Here is a 14,966-nt window from a genome sequence, read left to right as displayed (position 1 = left end):
GAACGATGAAAGAAGAATCGCCGAAAGCCATTTTTTACGCCCTCGCCGCAAACATCGGGATTGCCGTTTTCAAGTTCGCCGCTGCGATCTTCACGCAGTCCGGCTCCATGTTCGCCGAGGCCATTCACTCGAGCGCCGACTGCGGCAATCAGCTTCTGCTGCTGTTCGGTCTGCGCGAGGCGCGCAAGCCGCCCAGTCCGTTGCATCCGATGGGCGCCGGGCGCGAAATCAATTTTTACTCGCTGCTGGTCGCCTTGCTGCTGTTCTTTGTCGGCGGCGCGTTTTCCGTCTACGAGGGCGTGCACCGGCTGTTTGAGCGCGAACCGTTGTCGCACGCTTACCTGGCGCTGGCTGTACTGGGTGTCTCGGTCGTACTCGAATCGTTGTCGCTTGCGGGCGCGGTCAGGGAGATCCGCAAGACGCATCCCGACAAATCCATGTGGCGCTGGTTTCGCGAAACGCGCGAATCGGATCTGCTGGTCGTAGCCGGCGAGGATATCGCGGCGCTAATGGGACTTGCGATTGCATTCGTGGCCGTTCTGCTGACGATGATCACCGGCAATCCGGCCTTCGACGCATTTGGCTCAATCGGCGTTGGTGTATTGCTGATGGTGATCGCGTGGCTCGTAGCGCGCGAAGTGAAATCGATGATTGTCGGCGAGTCGGCAAGCCCGGAAGTGCGGCGTGCCATCGAAGCTCATCTGCGGGCGCGGCCCGAGATTCGCGGCATCATCAATCTGATTACCCTCCAATGGGGCCGCGAAGTCGTAGTCGCGGTGCAGGCCGAGATGATCGCGTATCCGAGCGGCCGCGCGATGGTCGACGCGATCAATGTGATCGAAGCCGATCTGCAGGAAACGTTTCCGCAGGTGCGCTGGGTGTTTTTCGAGCCGGACGTGCCGCGCGATCAACGGGGCTGATCGTCAGTTATCCTGCCGGACACGATCAGCCCCGTCCATGCTAAACGCGAAGCGAGCACGCACGCGGCACGGCGCCGCGTGCAATGCGGTGCCGTGGCTTACTTGAAACCGGTCACTTCGTGCGGCACGTACAGCTCTTCGAGCTGCTCGATCTCTTCCGCGCTTAGTTTGAGCGAAAGCGCCGCAACCGCATCGTCAAGATGATGCGCTTTGGTTGCGCCCACAATCGGCGCACTGATCACGCTCTTTTGCAGAACCCATGCCAATGCAACCTGCGCGCGAGGCACGCCTCGAGCTGCCGCGATCTCCCCAACCCGTTCGACGATGCGGCGGTCCGCGTCTTCCGTCTTCGCATACAGCGTACGGCCGAATTCGTCGGTCTCCGAGCGCGCGCTGCTGGTGTTCCAGTCACGCGTGAGACGTCCACGGGCAAGCGGGCTCCACGGAATCACGCCGATTCCTTCGCTGGCGCAGAGCGGCAGCATCTCGCGCTCTTCCTCGCGATACAGCAGGTTCACGTAATTCTGCATCGTCACGAAGCGGGTCCAGCCGTGTTTTTCTGCAACGTGCAGTGCCTTCGAGAACTGCCACGCATACATCGACGACGCACCGATATAGCGTGCCTTACCCGCCTTCACGACGTCGTGCAGCGCTTCCATAGTTTCTTCGATTGGCGTGGTGTAGTCCCAACGGTGGATCTGATACAGGTCCACATAGTCCGTGCCGAGACGCCGCAGGCTCGCATCGATTTCAGCCATGATCGCCTTGCGCGACAGGCCCATGCCGTTTGCGCCGGCATGCATGCGGCCGTGAACCTTGGTGGCGAGCACGATCTCGTCGCGCTTGGCCATGTCCTTCAGCGCGCGGCCGACAATCTCTTCGCTGGTGCCGTCGGAATAGACGTTGGCCGTATCGAAGAAGTTGATGCCGTGGTCCAGCGCCTGCTTGATGAACGGGCGCGAATCGCTCTCGCCGAGTGTCCACTCATGGTTGCCCCGGTCCGATACACCGTAGCTCATGCAACCGAGGCAAAGTCGAGAGACATCGAGGCCTGTACGGCCCAGTTTCACATACTCCATGTCACGCTCCTGTGTGTAATGCCGATGTGTTGTACGGACTTTCAAATGCAACAAGCGGCGCGACCGCATACATGATGCGGTCGCTTGCCTCTTTTAAGCATATTTGAAAATCGCCAACACTGCAGTGCCACAGGCACGCAAGAGCTAAACGCGGGTGAACGCGGGCGACCGGCCCTCAGTGCTGCGTCGAGCGGAACGGCGTCCAGACTGGCGTATCGCTGTCCCAATGGTCGAGTTCGGATGGATTCATGATTCACTCCTGTCGATTCGTTTGCGGCGCGCGGGGGCGCCGCGACAGGGTGAACTGTAGGCTTTCGCGACGCGCGGATAAACGGCGGATCGGCGAAATGAATTGTTGTGAATTCAGAACAATGGCGGCAATCGCAGTGTAGAGGCCGTGATTGCCGTCATCTGTATTGCGGGGCGGATCAGGCGACCCACTCCGTGATTACCGGTGTATCGAGCGTAGGCGCGGACTCGCGCTCCTCGATGGTGCGCTTCGAGCAAGGCGTGTCGAGACTGCCGCGGCCGCTCAACAACGGGCAGCGGTCGAATAGCTCCGCAATCCAGTCGACAAACACGCGCACTTTCGGCGACAGATGCCGGCTGTGCGGATAGACCGCGGAAATCGGCATGGGCATCGGCTTGATCTCGGGCAGCACCTCCACCAGTTGGCCCGACTGCAGATGCGGCAGCACCATGAAAAGCGCCGGCTGAATCAGCCCAAAGCCTTCGAGACCACAGGTGACGTAGGCATCCGCGTCGTTGACCGACACCGTGCCCTTCATTTTTACTTCGACTTCCTTGCCGTCGACCTTGAAGGCCCAGTCGATTACGCGGCCAGTGCGGCTCGAAAAATAATTCACCGCGCTATGCGACTCGAGATCGTCGAGCGTAAGCGGTGTGCCGTACTTCTGCAGATATTCCGGCGCGGCGCACGTCACGCCTTCGAAGATGCCGATCCGGCGCGCAACCAGCGACGAATCCTGCAGCGCGCCGACCCGCACCACGCAATCCACCCCTTCTTGCAGCAGATCGACCGGGCGGTCGGTCAGGCCGAGTTGCAGGTCGATATCCGGGTAGCGAGTGTGGAATTCACACAGGGAAGGGATCACCAGCAGCCGGCCGATCGAGCCCGGCATGTCGATGCGCAGCTTGCCGTGCGGCTTCTTGTTGCCGCTCTGGAAACTGGTTTCGGTTTCTTCGACGTCCGCGAGAATCCGCACGCAGCGTTCGTAGTACGCCGCGCCGTCCGGCGTGAGCGACAGGCGCCGCGTCGTGCGGTGCATGAGCCGTGTGCCGAGAAACGATTCCAGATTCTGGATGATGGTGGTGACCGAAGCGCGCGGCAGGTCGAGCGTCTCCGCGGCACGCGTGAAACTGTTGGTGTCGACGACACGGGTGAACACTTGCATGGCCTGGAGACGGTCCATGGCTAACCTCCAAGAAGGGGCTGGCGGCGCGCAGCGCCAATCGAATAGGCACGGATTAGCCCGGTTTCGCCGGGCGCCGAATTCGATTGTTTGGGCGTACCGAATTGTGTTGCCGGATTATAGGCATTTATTTAGAAGTCTGCCGAACCCACAATTCGCACCATTCCAGTTCTATGCGTATTGCGCCGTTCGACATGAATGCATTCAAACCGCCGTACTCCTCGCCGTACACCTTTGTACCGCTTGACCTTGCTCAGGCGGACGATGTCGGTTCGGCACATGCGGCGCTCGACGTGACGGACGTGACGATTGAGGGGCACGCGCAGGACATCAAGCTGCGGCTGTACCGCCTGACGGGCAAAACCGCACTGCCAGTACTGCTTTATTTTCACGGCGGCGGCTTTGTGCGCGGCTCGCTGGACGATGCGGACTTCCCCGCACGCTATTTCGCAGAGCACCTGCCGGCGCTGGTCGTCTCGGTCGGCTACTCGCTTGCGCCGCAATTTCCGTTTCCCACGGCGCCGGAAGACGCACACCGCGCCGCGCTGTGGGTGCAGACCCGCGCACGGGCGTTCGGCGGCAACACCAAACATATCGGCGTCGCGGGACATGACTCGGGCGGCCAGATTGCCAATTGCCTCGCCTTTATCTCGCGCGACCGTGGCGACGTGCGGATTTCGGCGCAGGCGCTGTTCGGCCCGATGCTCGATCCGAGTCTCACGCGCCTTGGCGACGAACAGCGGCTTGGCTCCGATATTACCGCCAAGGAATGCGCAGCGTGCTATCGCGCGTATCTGCCGCAAGCCTCGCAGCGTATGCATCCGTATGCCGCGCCCCTCGAGTCGTCGCGGCTTGCAGGCTTGCCCGCCACGCTGATCGCGACTGCGCAGAACGATGTGCTGCACGTCGAGGCCGAGAAATATGCCAGCAGCCTGATCGATGCAGGCGTGGCGACCCAGGTGGTCCGCTATCCGAGCGTCTCGCATGCCGCGCTCGCCGACCATCCGGAAGCGCTGCAGGAGGCTGTGCGCTTTTTCCAGTGCCGCCTCGCAGCGCGCACCCAACGATAAACGTATTTCAATCAACAAACGCCGGGAGCCTTTCATGTCTATCTTTTCTCCTTCGCGCCACCGTCTGGCGCTAGCGGTTCTGACCGTTGTGATCATTGCCGGGCTCGGCACATTCGGCGCGATTCGCGTCGATGCGAGTTCGCCCGCCCACGCCGCGCCGACCATCGTGCCGGAAGTGGACGTGGCAGCCGTGATCCAGAAAACCATCACCGACTGGCAAAGCTATTCGGGGCGCCTCGAAGCAGTCGAGAAGGTCGCAGTACGTCCGCAGGTGTCGGGCACGATCGTTTCGGTGAACTTCAAGGATGGCGCGCTGGTGAAGAAGGGCGACACGCTGTTCGTGATCGATCCGCGCCCGTATCAGGCCGAAGTAGACCGCACCGCCGCGCAACTGGCGGCGGCGCAGGCGCAGGCGGGTTATACGCAAAGCGACTGGGAGCGCGCACAGCGCCTGATCGGCGATAACGCCATTGCCAAGCGCGACTACGACGAGAAGCAGAACGCCGCGCGCGGCGCGAGCGCCAACGTCAAGGCAGCGCAGGCAGCGCTCGAAACCGCGCAGATTAACCTTGGCTACACCAAGGTTATTGCGCCGGTGTCGGGCCGCGTGTCGCGTGCGGAGATCACCGTGGGCAACGTCGTCTCGGCCGGCGCAGGTTCGCCGCCGCTGACGACGCTGGTGTCGGTATCGCCGATCTACGCGTCGTTCGATGCGGACGAGCAGACGTATCTGGAGTACATCGGCCGCGAGAAGGACGGCACCAAAGTACCGGTGCAACTGGGCCTCGCTGACGAATCGGGCTACTCGCGCAACGGTGTGATCGATTCGGTCGACAACCAGCTCGACACCTCGTCCGGCACGATCCGCGTACGCGCGCGCTTCGACAATCAGGACGGCACACTGATTCCGGGTCTGTACGCCCGCATCAAGGTGAGCGGCAGCGCGCCGCACGCGGCGCTGTTGATTGACGACGCTGCAGTGGGCACCGATCAGGACAAGAAGTTCGTGTTCGTCGTCGACAAGAGCGATCAGGTCGTGTACCGCGAGGTGCAGCTTGGCGCGATGCAAGGCGGCCTGCGCGTCGTCAAGTCGGGTCTGCAAAACGGTGACCGGATCGTCGTCAACGGAACGCAACGTGTGCGGCCGGGCGAAACGGTACGCGCCCATGCTGTGCCGATGAACGGCGACGAAGATGCGGACAGCGCGTCGGTAGCACAAACGCAGGGTCATGCGAAAGCGCAGGGCAATTCGTGAGCTTGGTGCTTAACGATTGCTGCTTGCGCGCCGCATTCCAGCGCTTTAATTTCAAGAGCCTCTCATGAACATATCCAAATTCTTCATCGACCGGCCGATCTTCGCGGGCGTTCTATCGGTCCTGATCCTGCTGGCGGGCGTGATTTCGCTCTTCAAGCTGCCGATCTCCGAGTACCCGGAAGTCGTGCCTCCTTCGGTGGTGGTGCACGCGCAGTATCCGGGCGCCAACCCGAAGGTGATTGCCGAAACGGTGGCGTCGCCGCTCGAAGAGCAGATCAACGGCGTGGAAAACATGCTGTATATGCAGTCGCAAGCGAATAGCGACGGCAATCTGACGCTGACGGTCACCTTCAAGCTCGGTACCAATCCGGACCTCGCGACGCAGCTCGTGCAGAACCGCGTCAACCAGGCGCTGCCGCGTCTGCCGGACGACGTGCAGCGTCTGGGCGTGACGACGATCAAGAGCTCGCCGACGCTGACGATGGTGGTCCACCTGATCTCGCCGAACAACCAGTACGACATGACGTATCTGCGCAACTACGCAGTGCTGAACGTCAAGGACCGGCTGGAGCGTATTCAGGGCGTGGGCGAAGTGCAGCTGTGGGGCTCGGGTGACTACGCCATGCGCGTGTGGCTCGATCCGCAGAAAGTGGCGCAGCGCGGCCTGACCGCAACTGATGTGGTTAACGCGATCCGCGAGCAGAACATTCAGGTGGCTGCCGGTCAGATTGGTTCTTCACCATCGTTGCCGGGCACACAGTTGCAGTTGTCGGTGAATGCGCGTGGCCGCTTGCAGACCACGGGCGAGTTCGGCGACATCATCGTCAAGACCGGCCCGGATGGCGCGGTGACCTATCTGCGCGACATTGCCCGTATCGAGCTGGCTGCGTCGGAATACGGCCTGCGTTCGCTGCTCGACAACAAGTCGGCGGTGGCGCTCGCCATTAACCAGGCGCCGGGCGCGAACTCGCTCCAGATATCGGACCAGGTGCGCGCGGAAATGAAGGAACTGAAGGAAGACATGCCTGCAGGCGTGGATTACCAGATCGTCTATGACCCGACGCAGTTCGTGCGCTCCAGTATCGAGGCCGTGATTCACACGCTGCTCGAAGCGATTGCGCTGGTCGTGATCGTGGTGATCGTGTTCCTGCAGACGTGGCGTGCGTCGATCATTCCGCTGATTGCGGTGCCGGTGTCGATTGTGGGGACGTTCTCTCTGCTGCTGGCGTTCGGCTTCTCGATCAACGCGTTGTCGCTGTTCGGCATGGTGCTCGCGATCGGGATTGTGGTGGACGATGCCATCGTGGTGGTGGAGAACGTCGAGCGCAATATCGAGGCCGGGCTGAGTGCGCGCGATGCGACGTACAAGGCCATGCAGGAAGTGAGCGGGCCGATTATCGCAATCGCGCTGACGCTCGTGGCCGTGTTCGTACCGCTCGCGTTCATGACGGGTCTCACGGGTCAGTTCTACAAGCAGTTCGCGGTGACCATCGCGATCTCGACGGTGATCTCGGCGTTCAATTCGCTGACGTTGTCGCCGGCACTGTCCGCCATGCTGCTGCGCGGCCATGGCGCGAAGGAAGACTGGCTTACGCGGGGGATGAACCTGGTGTTCGGCCGCTTCTTCAAGGGCTTCAACAAGGTGTTTCATCGCGGCTCGACCGGGTATGGCAAGGGCGTGCAGGGCGTATTGCGACGTAAGGGCGGCATGCTCGCCGTCTACGCGATCCTGCTCGGCGCCACGGTGCTGATCACGCGTATCGTGCCGGGCGGCTTCGTGCCGGCGCAGGACAAGGAATACCTGATCGCGTTTGCGCAGTTGCCGAACGGCGCCTCGCTCGACCGCACCGAAAAGGTGATCCGCGATATGAGCGCGATTGCGCTGAAGCAGCCGGGTGTCGAAAGCGCGGTGGAGTTTCCGGGCTTGTCGGTGAATGGCTTCACCAATAGCTCGAGCGCGGGCATCGTGTTCGTCACGCTCAAGCCGTTCAAGGAGCGCGGCGACAAGGCGCTCTCCGCCGGCGCCATTGCAGGCGCGTTGAACCAGCAGTACGGCGCGATCAAGGATTCGTTCGTGGCCGTGTTCCCACCGCCGCCGGTGCTGGGCCTCGGTACGCTGGGCGGTTTCAAGATGCAGCTCGAGGATCACGGTGCGCTGGGTTACGCGGAGTTGAACAAGGCAACGGAAGCCTTCATCAAGAAGGCGGCTACTACGCCTGAACTGGGCCCGACTTTCTCGAGCTATCAGATCAACGTGCCGCAGCTGAACGTGGACCTGGACCGCGTCAAGGCCAAGCAGCTCGGTGTGCCGGTGACGGACGTGTTCGACACGATGCAGATCTATCTGGGCTCGCTGTATGTGAACGACTTCAACCGCTTTGGCCGCGTGTACCAGGTGCGGGTGCAAGCGGATGCGCCGTTCCGTCAGCATGCCGACGATATCGGCCAACTGAAGACGCGTAATGCCGCGGGCGAAATGGTGCCGCTGTCGTCGCTGGTGACGGTGACGCCGACGTTCGGTCCGGAAATGGTGGTGCGCTACAACGGCTATACGGCTGCCGACATCAACGGTGGACCCGCTCCGGGTTATTCGTCGGGCCAGGCGCAAGCCGCGGCTGAACGGGTGGCTGCAGAAACCTTGCCGCGTGGCGTGAAACTCGAATGGACTGACCTGACGTATCAGCAGATCATCGCCGGCAATGCGGGCATGTGGGTGTTCCCGATCAGCGTGCTGCTGGTGTTCCTGGTGCTGGCCGCCCTGTATGAAAGCCTGACGTTGCCGCTCGCGGTGATCCTGATTGTGCCGATGAGTCTGTTGTCGGCATTGACCGGGGTCTGGCTCACGCACGGCGACAACAACATCTTCACGCAGATCGGCTTGATGGTGCTGGTGGGGCTGGCCTCGAAGAACGCGATCCTGATCGTCGAGTTTGCTCGCGAACTCGAACACGACGGGCATACACCGCTGTCCGCGGCGATCGAAGCGAGCCGTATGCGGCTGCGCCCGATCCTGATGACGTCGATCGCTTTCATCATGGGCGTGGTGCCGCTGGTGCTGTCGAGCGGCGCCGGTTCGGAGATGCGCCATGCGATGGGTATCGCGGTGTTCTTCGGCATGCTGGGCGTGACACTGTTCGGTCTGATGCTGACGCCGGTGTTCTATGTGGTGTTGCGTACGCTTGCAGGCGGCAAGGTTCACGTCGCGCAAAAAGACTCGCCGCATTACGCGTTGCCGGTCACGGACGCTTGAAGAGGAAAACAATAATGAAGCAATATCAATCTTTGAGCGGTTGGGGCCGCGCTGCAGCGAGCGGTCTGCTGCTGGCGCTGCTAGCCGCCTGCTCGGTCGAGCCGACCTATAAGCGTCCCGACGTCGACACGTCGGCGGCGTTCAAGGAAGCGGCGACTATCGCGCCGCAGGATGCGGGCACGTGGAAGCCGGCTCAGCCGGCTGACGACGCGCATCGCGGCGAATGGTGGCAGATTTTTGGCGACCCCAAGTTGAATGATCTGGAAGAGCAGGCCGCAGCGGCCAACCAGGATCTGAAGGCAGCGGCGGCACGCGTGCAGCAGTCGCGGGCGTCGTTGCAGGCGGCGCGTTCCGACTGGTTCCCTAAGTTCGATGCGGGCTTTGGGCCGACCCGCGAAACCGCGTCAGCGGCTTCGCAGTTCCTGCCGCAGAGCAATGGCTCGGAGACCACGACGCTGTGGCGCGCGCAAGGCACCGCGTCGTACGAGGCGGATCTGTTCGGCCGGGTTGGTTCGAATGTGAACGCGACTCAGGCAGATGCGCAGCAGAGCGAAGCATTGTTCCGTTCGGTGCAGCTTGCATTGCAGGCTGATGTCGCGCAGAACTACTTCCAGTTGCGTGAGCTCGATACGGATCAGGATCTGTACCGTCAGACGGTAGCGTTGCGTGAGAACACGCTCAAGCTGATCCAGCGGCGTTTCAACGAAGGCGACATCAGCGAACTGGATCTGGCGCAGGCGCGTAACGAACTGGCGAGCGCACGTGCGGATTCGGTGGGCATCGCCCGGCAACGTGCCGCGTCCGAGCATAGCCTCGCCATTCTGCTTGGTAAGGCGCCGGCGAACTTCTCGTTCCCGGAAACGCCGCTTGTGCCGGTGGCTGCACGCGTGCCGCCGGGGCTGCCTTCTGCGTTGCTCGAACGTCGTCCTGACGTGGCGGCGGCTGAGCGTGCGATGGCTGCGGCCAATGCGCGAGTCGGGCTGGCGAAATCGGCGTTTTTCCCGAAGCTCGATATCACAGGTGCGGCTGGGTTCGAATCGGCCACGTTGGGCGATCTGTTCATGTGGTCGAGCCGCACGTTCCTGCTCGGGCCGTTGGCGGGTACTGCCTTGACGGTGCCGCTGTTCGACGGCGGCCGTCGCAAGGCGAACCTCGCTCAGGCGCGCGGCAAGTATGACGAAGACGTGGCGCAGTATCGTCAGCAGGTGCTGGAGGCGTTCAAGGAAGTCGAAGACAACCTCTCCGATCTGCGCCTGCTCGACGATCAGATTCAGGCGCAAAACGATGCGGTCAACGCATCGCAGCGGGCTTCGCATCTGTCGCAGACGCAGTATCAGGAAGGACAGGTGAGCTACCTGGATGTGATCGACAGCGAACGGCAGGTTCTGCAGACGCAGTTGCAGGCGACCCATCTGGAAGGCACGCAGGCGGTGTCGACGGTGAACCTGATTCGTGCGCTGGGTGGCGGTTGGGGTTCGGATGTTGCGGCTTCCGGTGTGCCGGTGGCGGCTGCGCCGGGTGGTGCAGGTACGGCAGATGCGAGTTCCACTGCTCCTGCTGCTGCCCCCGCCGTGGTTGCCGGTGTGAAGGATGCGCCACAACAGCTGGCAAAGCAGTAATGGCCTAGCCTTGGTGGTTGGTAACACGAGTACTAGTGCATCGAGGGGCTGAGCAGCGCGCTCAGCCCCTTTTGTATATCGCCTGGCGCGATTTCCTTTCCAAAATCGCTTCGTAGACCGCCGTCTGCGTGGCGTCTATCATGATTCGCACCTCATCTGGAGAGAGGCGATGACCTGTCAACCGTTCCGTTGTCCGCGCTGATCCATCTGCGCGTCACGCCTTTCGAGCCGCGTCAGCGGCTCTGATCCTGCTATCCGCTTACCTGCAGCATGCATTGATGCACGCTGCAGCGTTCGCTTGCGCCAGGCAAACACTTCATTGAACGGGTCCGTCATGAGCTTTTCTGTTTACAACTTGCGCCGGCTGTTGCTTGCGCCGCGCGCGTCGTTTGTGCGCTTGAGCGGCGTTGTCATGATGGCGTTGACGTTTGCGGTTGCCGCGTCGAGCGCCCAAGCCGCCGATACGCCGACGCTAACAATCGGCATCGCCACAACGCCCCAAATCGGGGCTTTGCAGGAGGCGGCGCGTGAAGCCAAGGCGCAAGGGCTCGATGTGAAGATCATTGAGTTCACCGACTGGAATACGCCGAACGCGGCGCTCGCCAACAAGGATATCGACGTCAACTACTTCCAGCACATTCCGTTTCTGGAGAATGCGAAGAAGCAGGGCGGCTATAACTTCGTGGCGATTGCCCCCGGCACGATCATGAAGATCGGCCTGTATTCGAAGAAGGTCAAAAGCTTCGGTCAGCTGAAGGACGGCGCCACCGTCGCGATTGCCAACGATCCGGTGAACGGTGGCCGTGGACTGCTGTTGCTGCAGCGTGCTGGACTTATCAAACTGAAGCCGGGCGTCGACTATCGCGCAACGACGCTCGACATTGTCGACAACCCCAAGCATCTGAAGATCGTCCAGCTCGAAGCGTCGCAACTGGCGCGCTCGCTTGACGACGTGGATCTGGCCGAAGGTTATCCAAGCTTCATCAAGCTCGCCGGCACCGCAGACCCGAATAGCGCCTTGCTGTTCGATGGCGTCGAAAACAAGATCTTCGCGATTCAGTTTGTCGTGCGTCCGGAAAGCGCAAACGATCCGCGTATTCTCAAGTTCATTTCGATCTATCAGCACTCGCCGCAAGTGCGCGCTGAGCTCGACAAGGCGTTCGGCAATCTCTACGCGGTTGCGTGGTAGTCGTGCCGGCCTGCGCCCGCTCGTGATTTAAAGCTTTAGCAAGGACGGATACGATGCCTTCTCTGTTCGACACGCCCGGTTTTATCGCGGCCGCGCCGGCCTGGTCCGCACGTCCCGCATCGTCCGAGGCGCAGGGCCCGGCGGTGGTATTCGACCGGATCGGCAAGGTGTTCGGCAACTCGCCCGGCACGGTCCCGGCGCTCGCCGATGTGCAATTGCAGGTGGCGCGCGGCGAGGTGTTCGGCATCATCGGTCGCAGCGGCGCGGGAAAGTCGACGTTGCTGCGGCTCGTCAACGGTCTGGAAAAACCCACGTCCGGGACGGTTAGCGTAAATGGCGTCAGCGTGGGCGAACTGGATGAGCGCGGCCTCGTGGCCTTGCGGCGCCGCACGGGCATGGTGTTCCAGCATTTCAACCTGCTCTCGGCCAAGACGGTGCGTGAGAACATCGGCTTGCCGCTGAAGATCGCGGGTGCCTCGAAGGCGGCGATCGAGCGTAAGGTCGATGCGTTGCTCGAACTGGTCGGACTCTCCGAAAAGCGCAATGCGTATCCTGCGAGTCTGTCGGGAGGGCAAAAGCAGCGCGTGGGGATTGCTCGCGCGCTGGTACACGACCCCGATATTCTGCTGTGCGACGAGGCAACCTCGGCGCTCGATCCCGAAACGACTCAGGCGATTCTGGCGCTGCTGCGCGATATCAACCGGCGCCTTGGGCTGACGATCATCCTCATCACACATGAGATGGAGGTGATCCGCGAGGTTTGCGATACGGTGGCCGTGATCGAGCGCGGCGAGGTGGTGGAGACGGGGCCGGTGTGGCAAGTATTCGGCTCGCCGCAGCACGACGCAACCCGCGCGCTGTTGCGCACGCTGGTGCACGATCTGCCTGCCGATCTCGCCGCGCGTGTGAAGCCTTTACATGAGGTGACGGCGGGCGAAGCGCGGGTCCTGCTCGACGTGCGCTTTACCGGCGCGGACGAACGCGAACCAGATCTCGGCGCGCTCGCTCACGCTTTGAGTGTGGACGGTGGCCGCGTGAGCTTCGTGCACGGCGGCATCGACCGGATTCAAGGGCATGCCCAAGGACGCCTTGTGGTGACCGCGCAGATTCCTGCTGCGGTAGCGGTCCCAGAGTTGGGCGATGGCGCACATGGTGCATACGGCGATCGCGGTGCCGACACGCCCGCTGTCCGCGCGCAGATTGCCGCTCTTGTGGACCGTGCACGGCAGCATGCCAATCACGTGGAGGTGCTCGGTTATGTCTGATATATGGCTCTCCGAACTGGCCGGAGCGATTCGCGACACGCTCGTGATGGTCGGCGTGTCCGCCGTGATTGCGCTGTTGGTCGGCATCCCGCTGGCGCTCGTGCTGGTGACCACCACGCGCGGTGGCATCTTCGAACGGCGCTCGGTCAACACGACGCTCGGCGCGCTCGTCAACGCATTCCGCTCGACGCCGTTCATCATCCTGCTGGTCGCCTTGCTGCCGCTCACGCGTCTACTCGTTGGTACTACGATTGGAGTGTGGGCAGCCATCGTGCCGCTCAGCATCGCCGCGATTCCTTTTTTTGCGCGCGTCGCGGAAGTGAGCCTGCGCGAGGTCGATCGCGGTCTGATCGAAGCGGCGCAGGCGATGGGCGCGCAGCGCCGTCATATCATCTGGCATGTGCTGCTGCCGGAAGCACTGCCTGGCATTCTCGGCGGTTTCACGATCACGATAGTCGCGATGATCGGCTCGTCGGCGATGGCCGGTGCGGTCGGCGCCGGCGGTCTTGGCGATCTCGCGATTCGCTACGGCTATCAGCGCTTCGATACCACGGTGATGGTGACGGTCATCATTCTGCTGATTGTTATTGTCACGGCCGTGCAGTTCGTCGGCGACCGCTTTGTGCGTCGGCTCGGTCATCGCGCATAATGCACAGGTATCCGACACTTGGTTTGGAGTTTGCATGAACGAGTTGGACCATCCCGCGGCGCGTGACCCGCAGGCGTCATCGGTGCCACATGGTCTGTCGAGCCTGCTGGAAGCGTTGCGCGCGAGCGCAGCGGAGCGTGACCGCCAGGGCGGTCACGCGGCGCAGGAGAAACAGTGGATTGCCGAGGCAGGTCTGCTGACGATAGCCGTGCCGCGCGAATTCGGCGGCACTGGCGCGGCGTGGCCCAAAGTCTACGAAACGATCCGTTCGATTGCGCGCGTCGATAGCGCGCTCGCGCATCTGCTGGGTTTTCAGTGCCTGCAGGTGGTGAGCGTCGATGTGTGGGGCAATCCGGCGCAACGGGCGCGCTATCTGCGTGGCACCGTCGAGAGCCGCTGGTGGTGGGGCAATGCCGTCAATCCGCTCGATACGCGACTGGTTGCAAGTGCAACCGCCGACGGCGGTTTCCGCCTCAACGGACAGAAGGGCTTCTGCTCCGGTACGCGCGGCTCGCAGATGATGACCGTATCGGCGCACGACCCGCAGACCGGCAAGCCGATTTTCGCAGTCATACCGACGACGCGCGATGGCATCACCGTCAACGAAGATTGGGACCCGATCGGTCAGCGGCAGACCGATAGCGGCAGCGTGTCGTTTGCGAACGTGAAGGTCGAGGCGGAAGAAGTGCTGCACCGCTCGGAAACACCGCCTACACCGCACGCCACGCTACGCACGCTGGTGTCGCAACTGGTGTTGACGAACCTGTTCGTCGGCATTGCGCAGGGCGCGCTCGAGGAAGCGCGTCAATACGTGAACAAAAATGGACGGCCCTGGATTACCTCCGGCGTCGACAAGGCCACGGACGATCCCTACCTGATCGCACGATTCGGCGAGATGCGTTTGCAGACAGTCAGTGCCGAGGCGTTGGCGGAACGCGCCGCGCGGGCCCTCGACGACGCCTGGAACAAGGGCGCCGAACTCAACGCCGAAGAGCGCGGCCGGGTTGCGTTGGCCACGTCCGAAGCGAAGATTCTCGCGCACCGGGCCGCCCTTGAGGTGAGCCAGAACCTGTTCGATGCGTGCGGTGCGCGCGCCACACATGCGCCGCTCGCGCTCGACCGCTTCTGGCGCAATGCTCGCGTCCATACGCTGCACGATCCGCTCGACTACCGGGTGCGCGACGTTGGCCGTTACGCGCTCAGCGGCACATTGCCGGACGTTTCTTTGTACACTTGA

General features: G+C 62.3%; 10 protein-coding genes and 1 pseudogene. 9 read left to right on the top strand and 2 right to left on the bottom strand.

Features of this window, described 5'->3' with window-relative positions; all coding sequences use genetic code 11:
* Positions 1-5: 5 nt before the first annotated feature.
* Positions 6-920 (top strand): cation diffusion facilitator family transporter, encoded by a 915-nt coding sequence (locus tag BUS06_RS36190; RefSeq protein WP_074269035.1) that lies wholly within the window; start codon positions 6-8, stop codon positions 918-920.
* Positions 921-1,018: 98 nt separating this feature from the next.
* On the opposite strand, the gene BUS06_RS36185 is transcribed toward BUS06_RS36190, so the two are convergent.
* Together BUS06_RS36185 and BUS06_RS36180 are read right to left on the bottom strand one after the other, a co-directional pair.
* Positions 1,019-1,999: an aldo/keto reductase gene (locus BUS06_RS36185; protein ID WP_074269034.1), complete on the bottom strand. Its 981-nt coding sequence runs from the start codon at positions 1,997-1,999 to the stop codon at positions 1,019-1,021.
* 428 nt (positions 2,000-2,427) lie between these two features.
* Positions 2,428-3,432, bottom strand: coding sequence for a LysR family transcriptional regulator (locus BUS06_RS36180; protein WP_074269033.1), 1,005 nt, complete (start codon positions 3,430-3,432; stop codon positions 2,428-2,430).
* A 194-nt stretch (positions 3,433-3,626) separates the two neighbouring features.
* Here BUS06_RS36180 and BUS06_RS36175 point away from each other — a divergent pair, with 194 nt between their 5' ends.
* The 8 genes and pseudogenes from BUS06_RS36175 (at position 3,627) to BUS06_RS36140 (ending at position 14,966) form a co-directional block, all read left to right on the top strand.
* Complete coding sequence (locus BUS06_RS36175; RefSeq protein ID WP_074269512.1) at positions 3,627-4,502, top strand: alpha/beta hydrolase; 876 nt, start codon at positions 3,627-3,629, stop codon at positions 4,500-4,502.
* A gap of 34 nt (positions 4,503-4,536) precedes the next feature.
* The gene (locus BUS06_RS36170) at positions 4,537-5,757 is read left to right on the top strand and encodes an efflux RND transporter periplasmic adaptor subunit (protein ID WP_074269032.1); all 1,221 of its coding nucleotides are present in this window, start codon (positions 4,537-4,539) and stop codon (positions 5,755-5,757) included.
* A 64-nt stretch (positions 5,758-5,821) separates the two neighbouring features.
* The gene (locus BUS06_RS36165; RefSeq protein ID WP_074269031.1) at positions 5,822-9,007 is read left to right on the top strand and encodes an efflux RND transporter permease subunit; all 3,186 of its coding nucleotides are present in this window, start codon (positions 5,822-5,824) and stop codon (positions 9,005-9,007) included.
* A 14-nt stretch (positions 9,008-9,021) separates the two neighbouring features.
* Positions 9,022-10,626: an efflux transporter outer membrane subunit gene (locus BUS06_RS36160; RefSeq protein ID WP_074269030.1), complete on the top strand. Its 1,605-nt coding sequence runs from the start codon at positions 9,022-9,024 to the stop codon at positions 10,624-10,626.
* A gap of 472 nt (positions 10,627-11,098) precedes the next feature.
* Positions 11,099-11,815 (top strand): annotated as a pseudogene (locus BUS06_RS36155) (MetQ/NlpA family ABC transporter substrate-binding protein); the annotation flags it as partial.
* Positions 11,816-11,868: 53 nt separating this feature from the next.
* Positions 11,869-13,080 (top strand): methionine ABC transporter ATP-binding protein, encoded by a 1,212-nt coding sequence (locus BUS06_RS36150; RefSeq protein WP_074269028.1) that lies wholly within the window; start codon positions 11,869-11,871, stop codon positions 13,078-13,080.
* Positions 13,073-13,729: a methionine ABC transporter permease gene (locus BUS06_RS36145; RefSeq protein ID WP_074269027.1), complete on the top strand. Its 657-nt coding sequence runs from the start codon at positions 13,073-13,075 to the stop codon at positions 13,727-13,729. Before BUS06_RS36150 ends, BUS06_RS36145 begins: the two co-directional genes overlap by 8 nt.
* A 34-nt stretch (positions 13,730-13,763) precedes the next feature.
* Positions 13,764-14,966: an acyl-CoA dehydrogenase family protein gene (locus BUS06_RS36140; RefSeq protein ID WP_074269026.1), complete on the top strand. Its 1,203-nt coding sequence runs from the start codon at positions 13,764-13,766 to the stop codon at positions 14,964-14,966.

Origin of the sequence: Paraburkholderia phenazinium, from assembly GCF_900141745.1 — a bacterium.
Classification (GTDB): Bacteria; Pseudomonadota; Gammaproteobacteria; order Burkholderiales; family Burkholderiaceae; genus Paraburkholderia; species Paraburkholderia phenazinium_B.
The sequence above is the reverse complement of the archived record's forward strand: the minus strand, read 5'-3'. Positions and strand labels throughout refer to the sequence as shown.

Bases quoted from the DNA above. Each gene is read 5' to 3' on its own strand.
- BUS06_RS36190 (WP_074269035.1), top strand. From the start codon at position 6: ATGAAAGAAGAATCGCCGAAAGCCATTTTTTACGCCCTCGCCGCAAAC.
- BUS06_RS36185 (WP_074269034.1), bottom strand. From the start codon at position 1,999: ATGGAGTATGTGAAACTGGGCCGTACAGGCCTCGATGTCTCTCGACTT.
- BUS06_RS36180 (WP_074269033.1), bottom strand. From the start codon at position 3,432: ATGGACCGTCTCCAGGCCATGCAAGTGTTCACCCGTGTCGTCGACACC.
- BUS06_RS36175 (WP_074269512.1), top strand. From the start codon at position 3,627: ATGAATGCATTCAAACCGCCGTACTCCTCGCCGTACACCTTTGTACCG.
- BUS06_RS36170 (WP_074269032.1), top strand. From the start codon at position 4,537: ATGTCTATCTTTTCTCCTTCGCGCCACCGTCTGGCGCTAGCGGTTCTG.
- BUS06_RS36165 (WP_074269031.1), top strand. From the start codon at position 5,822: ATGAACATATCCAAATTCTTCATCGACCGGCCGATCTTCGCGGGCGTT.
- BUS06_RS36160 (WP_074269030.1), top strand. From the start codon at position 9,022: ATGAAGCAATATCAATCTTTGAGCGGTTGGGGCCGCGCTGCAGCGAGC.
- BUS06_RS36150 (WP_074269028.1), top strand. From the start codon at position 11,869: ATGCCTTCTCTGTTCGACACGCCCGGTTTTATCGCGGCCGCGCCGGCC.
- BUS06_RS36145 (WP_074269027.1), top strand. From the start codon at position 13,073: ATGTCTGATATATGGCTCTCCGAACTGGCCGGAGCGATTCGCGACACG.
- BUS06_RS36140 (WP_074269026.1), top strand. From the start codon at position 13,764: ATGAACGAGTTGGACCATCCCGCGGCGCGTGACCCGCAGGCGTCATCG.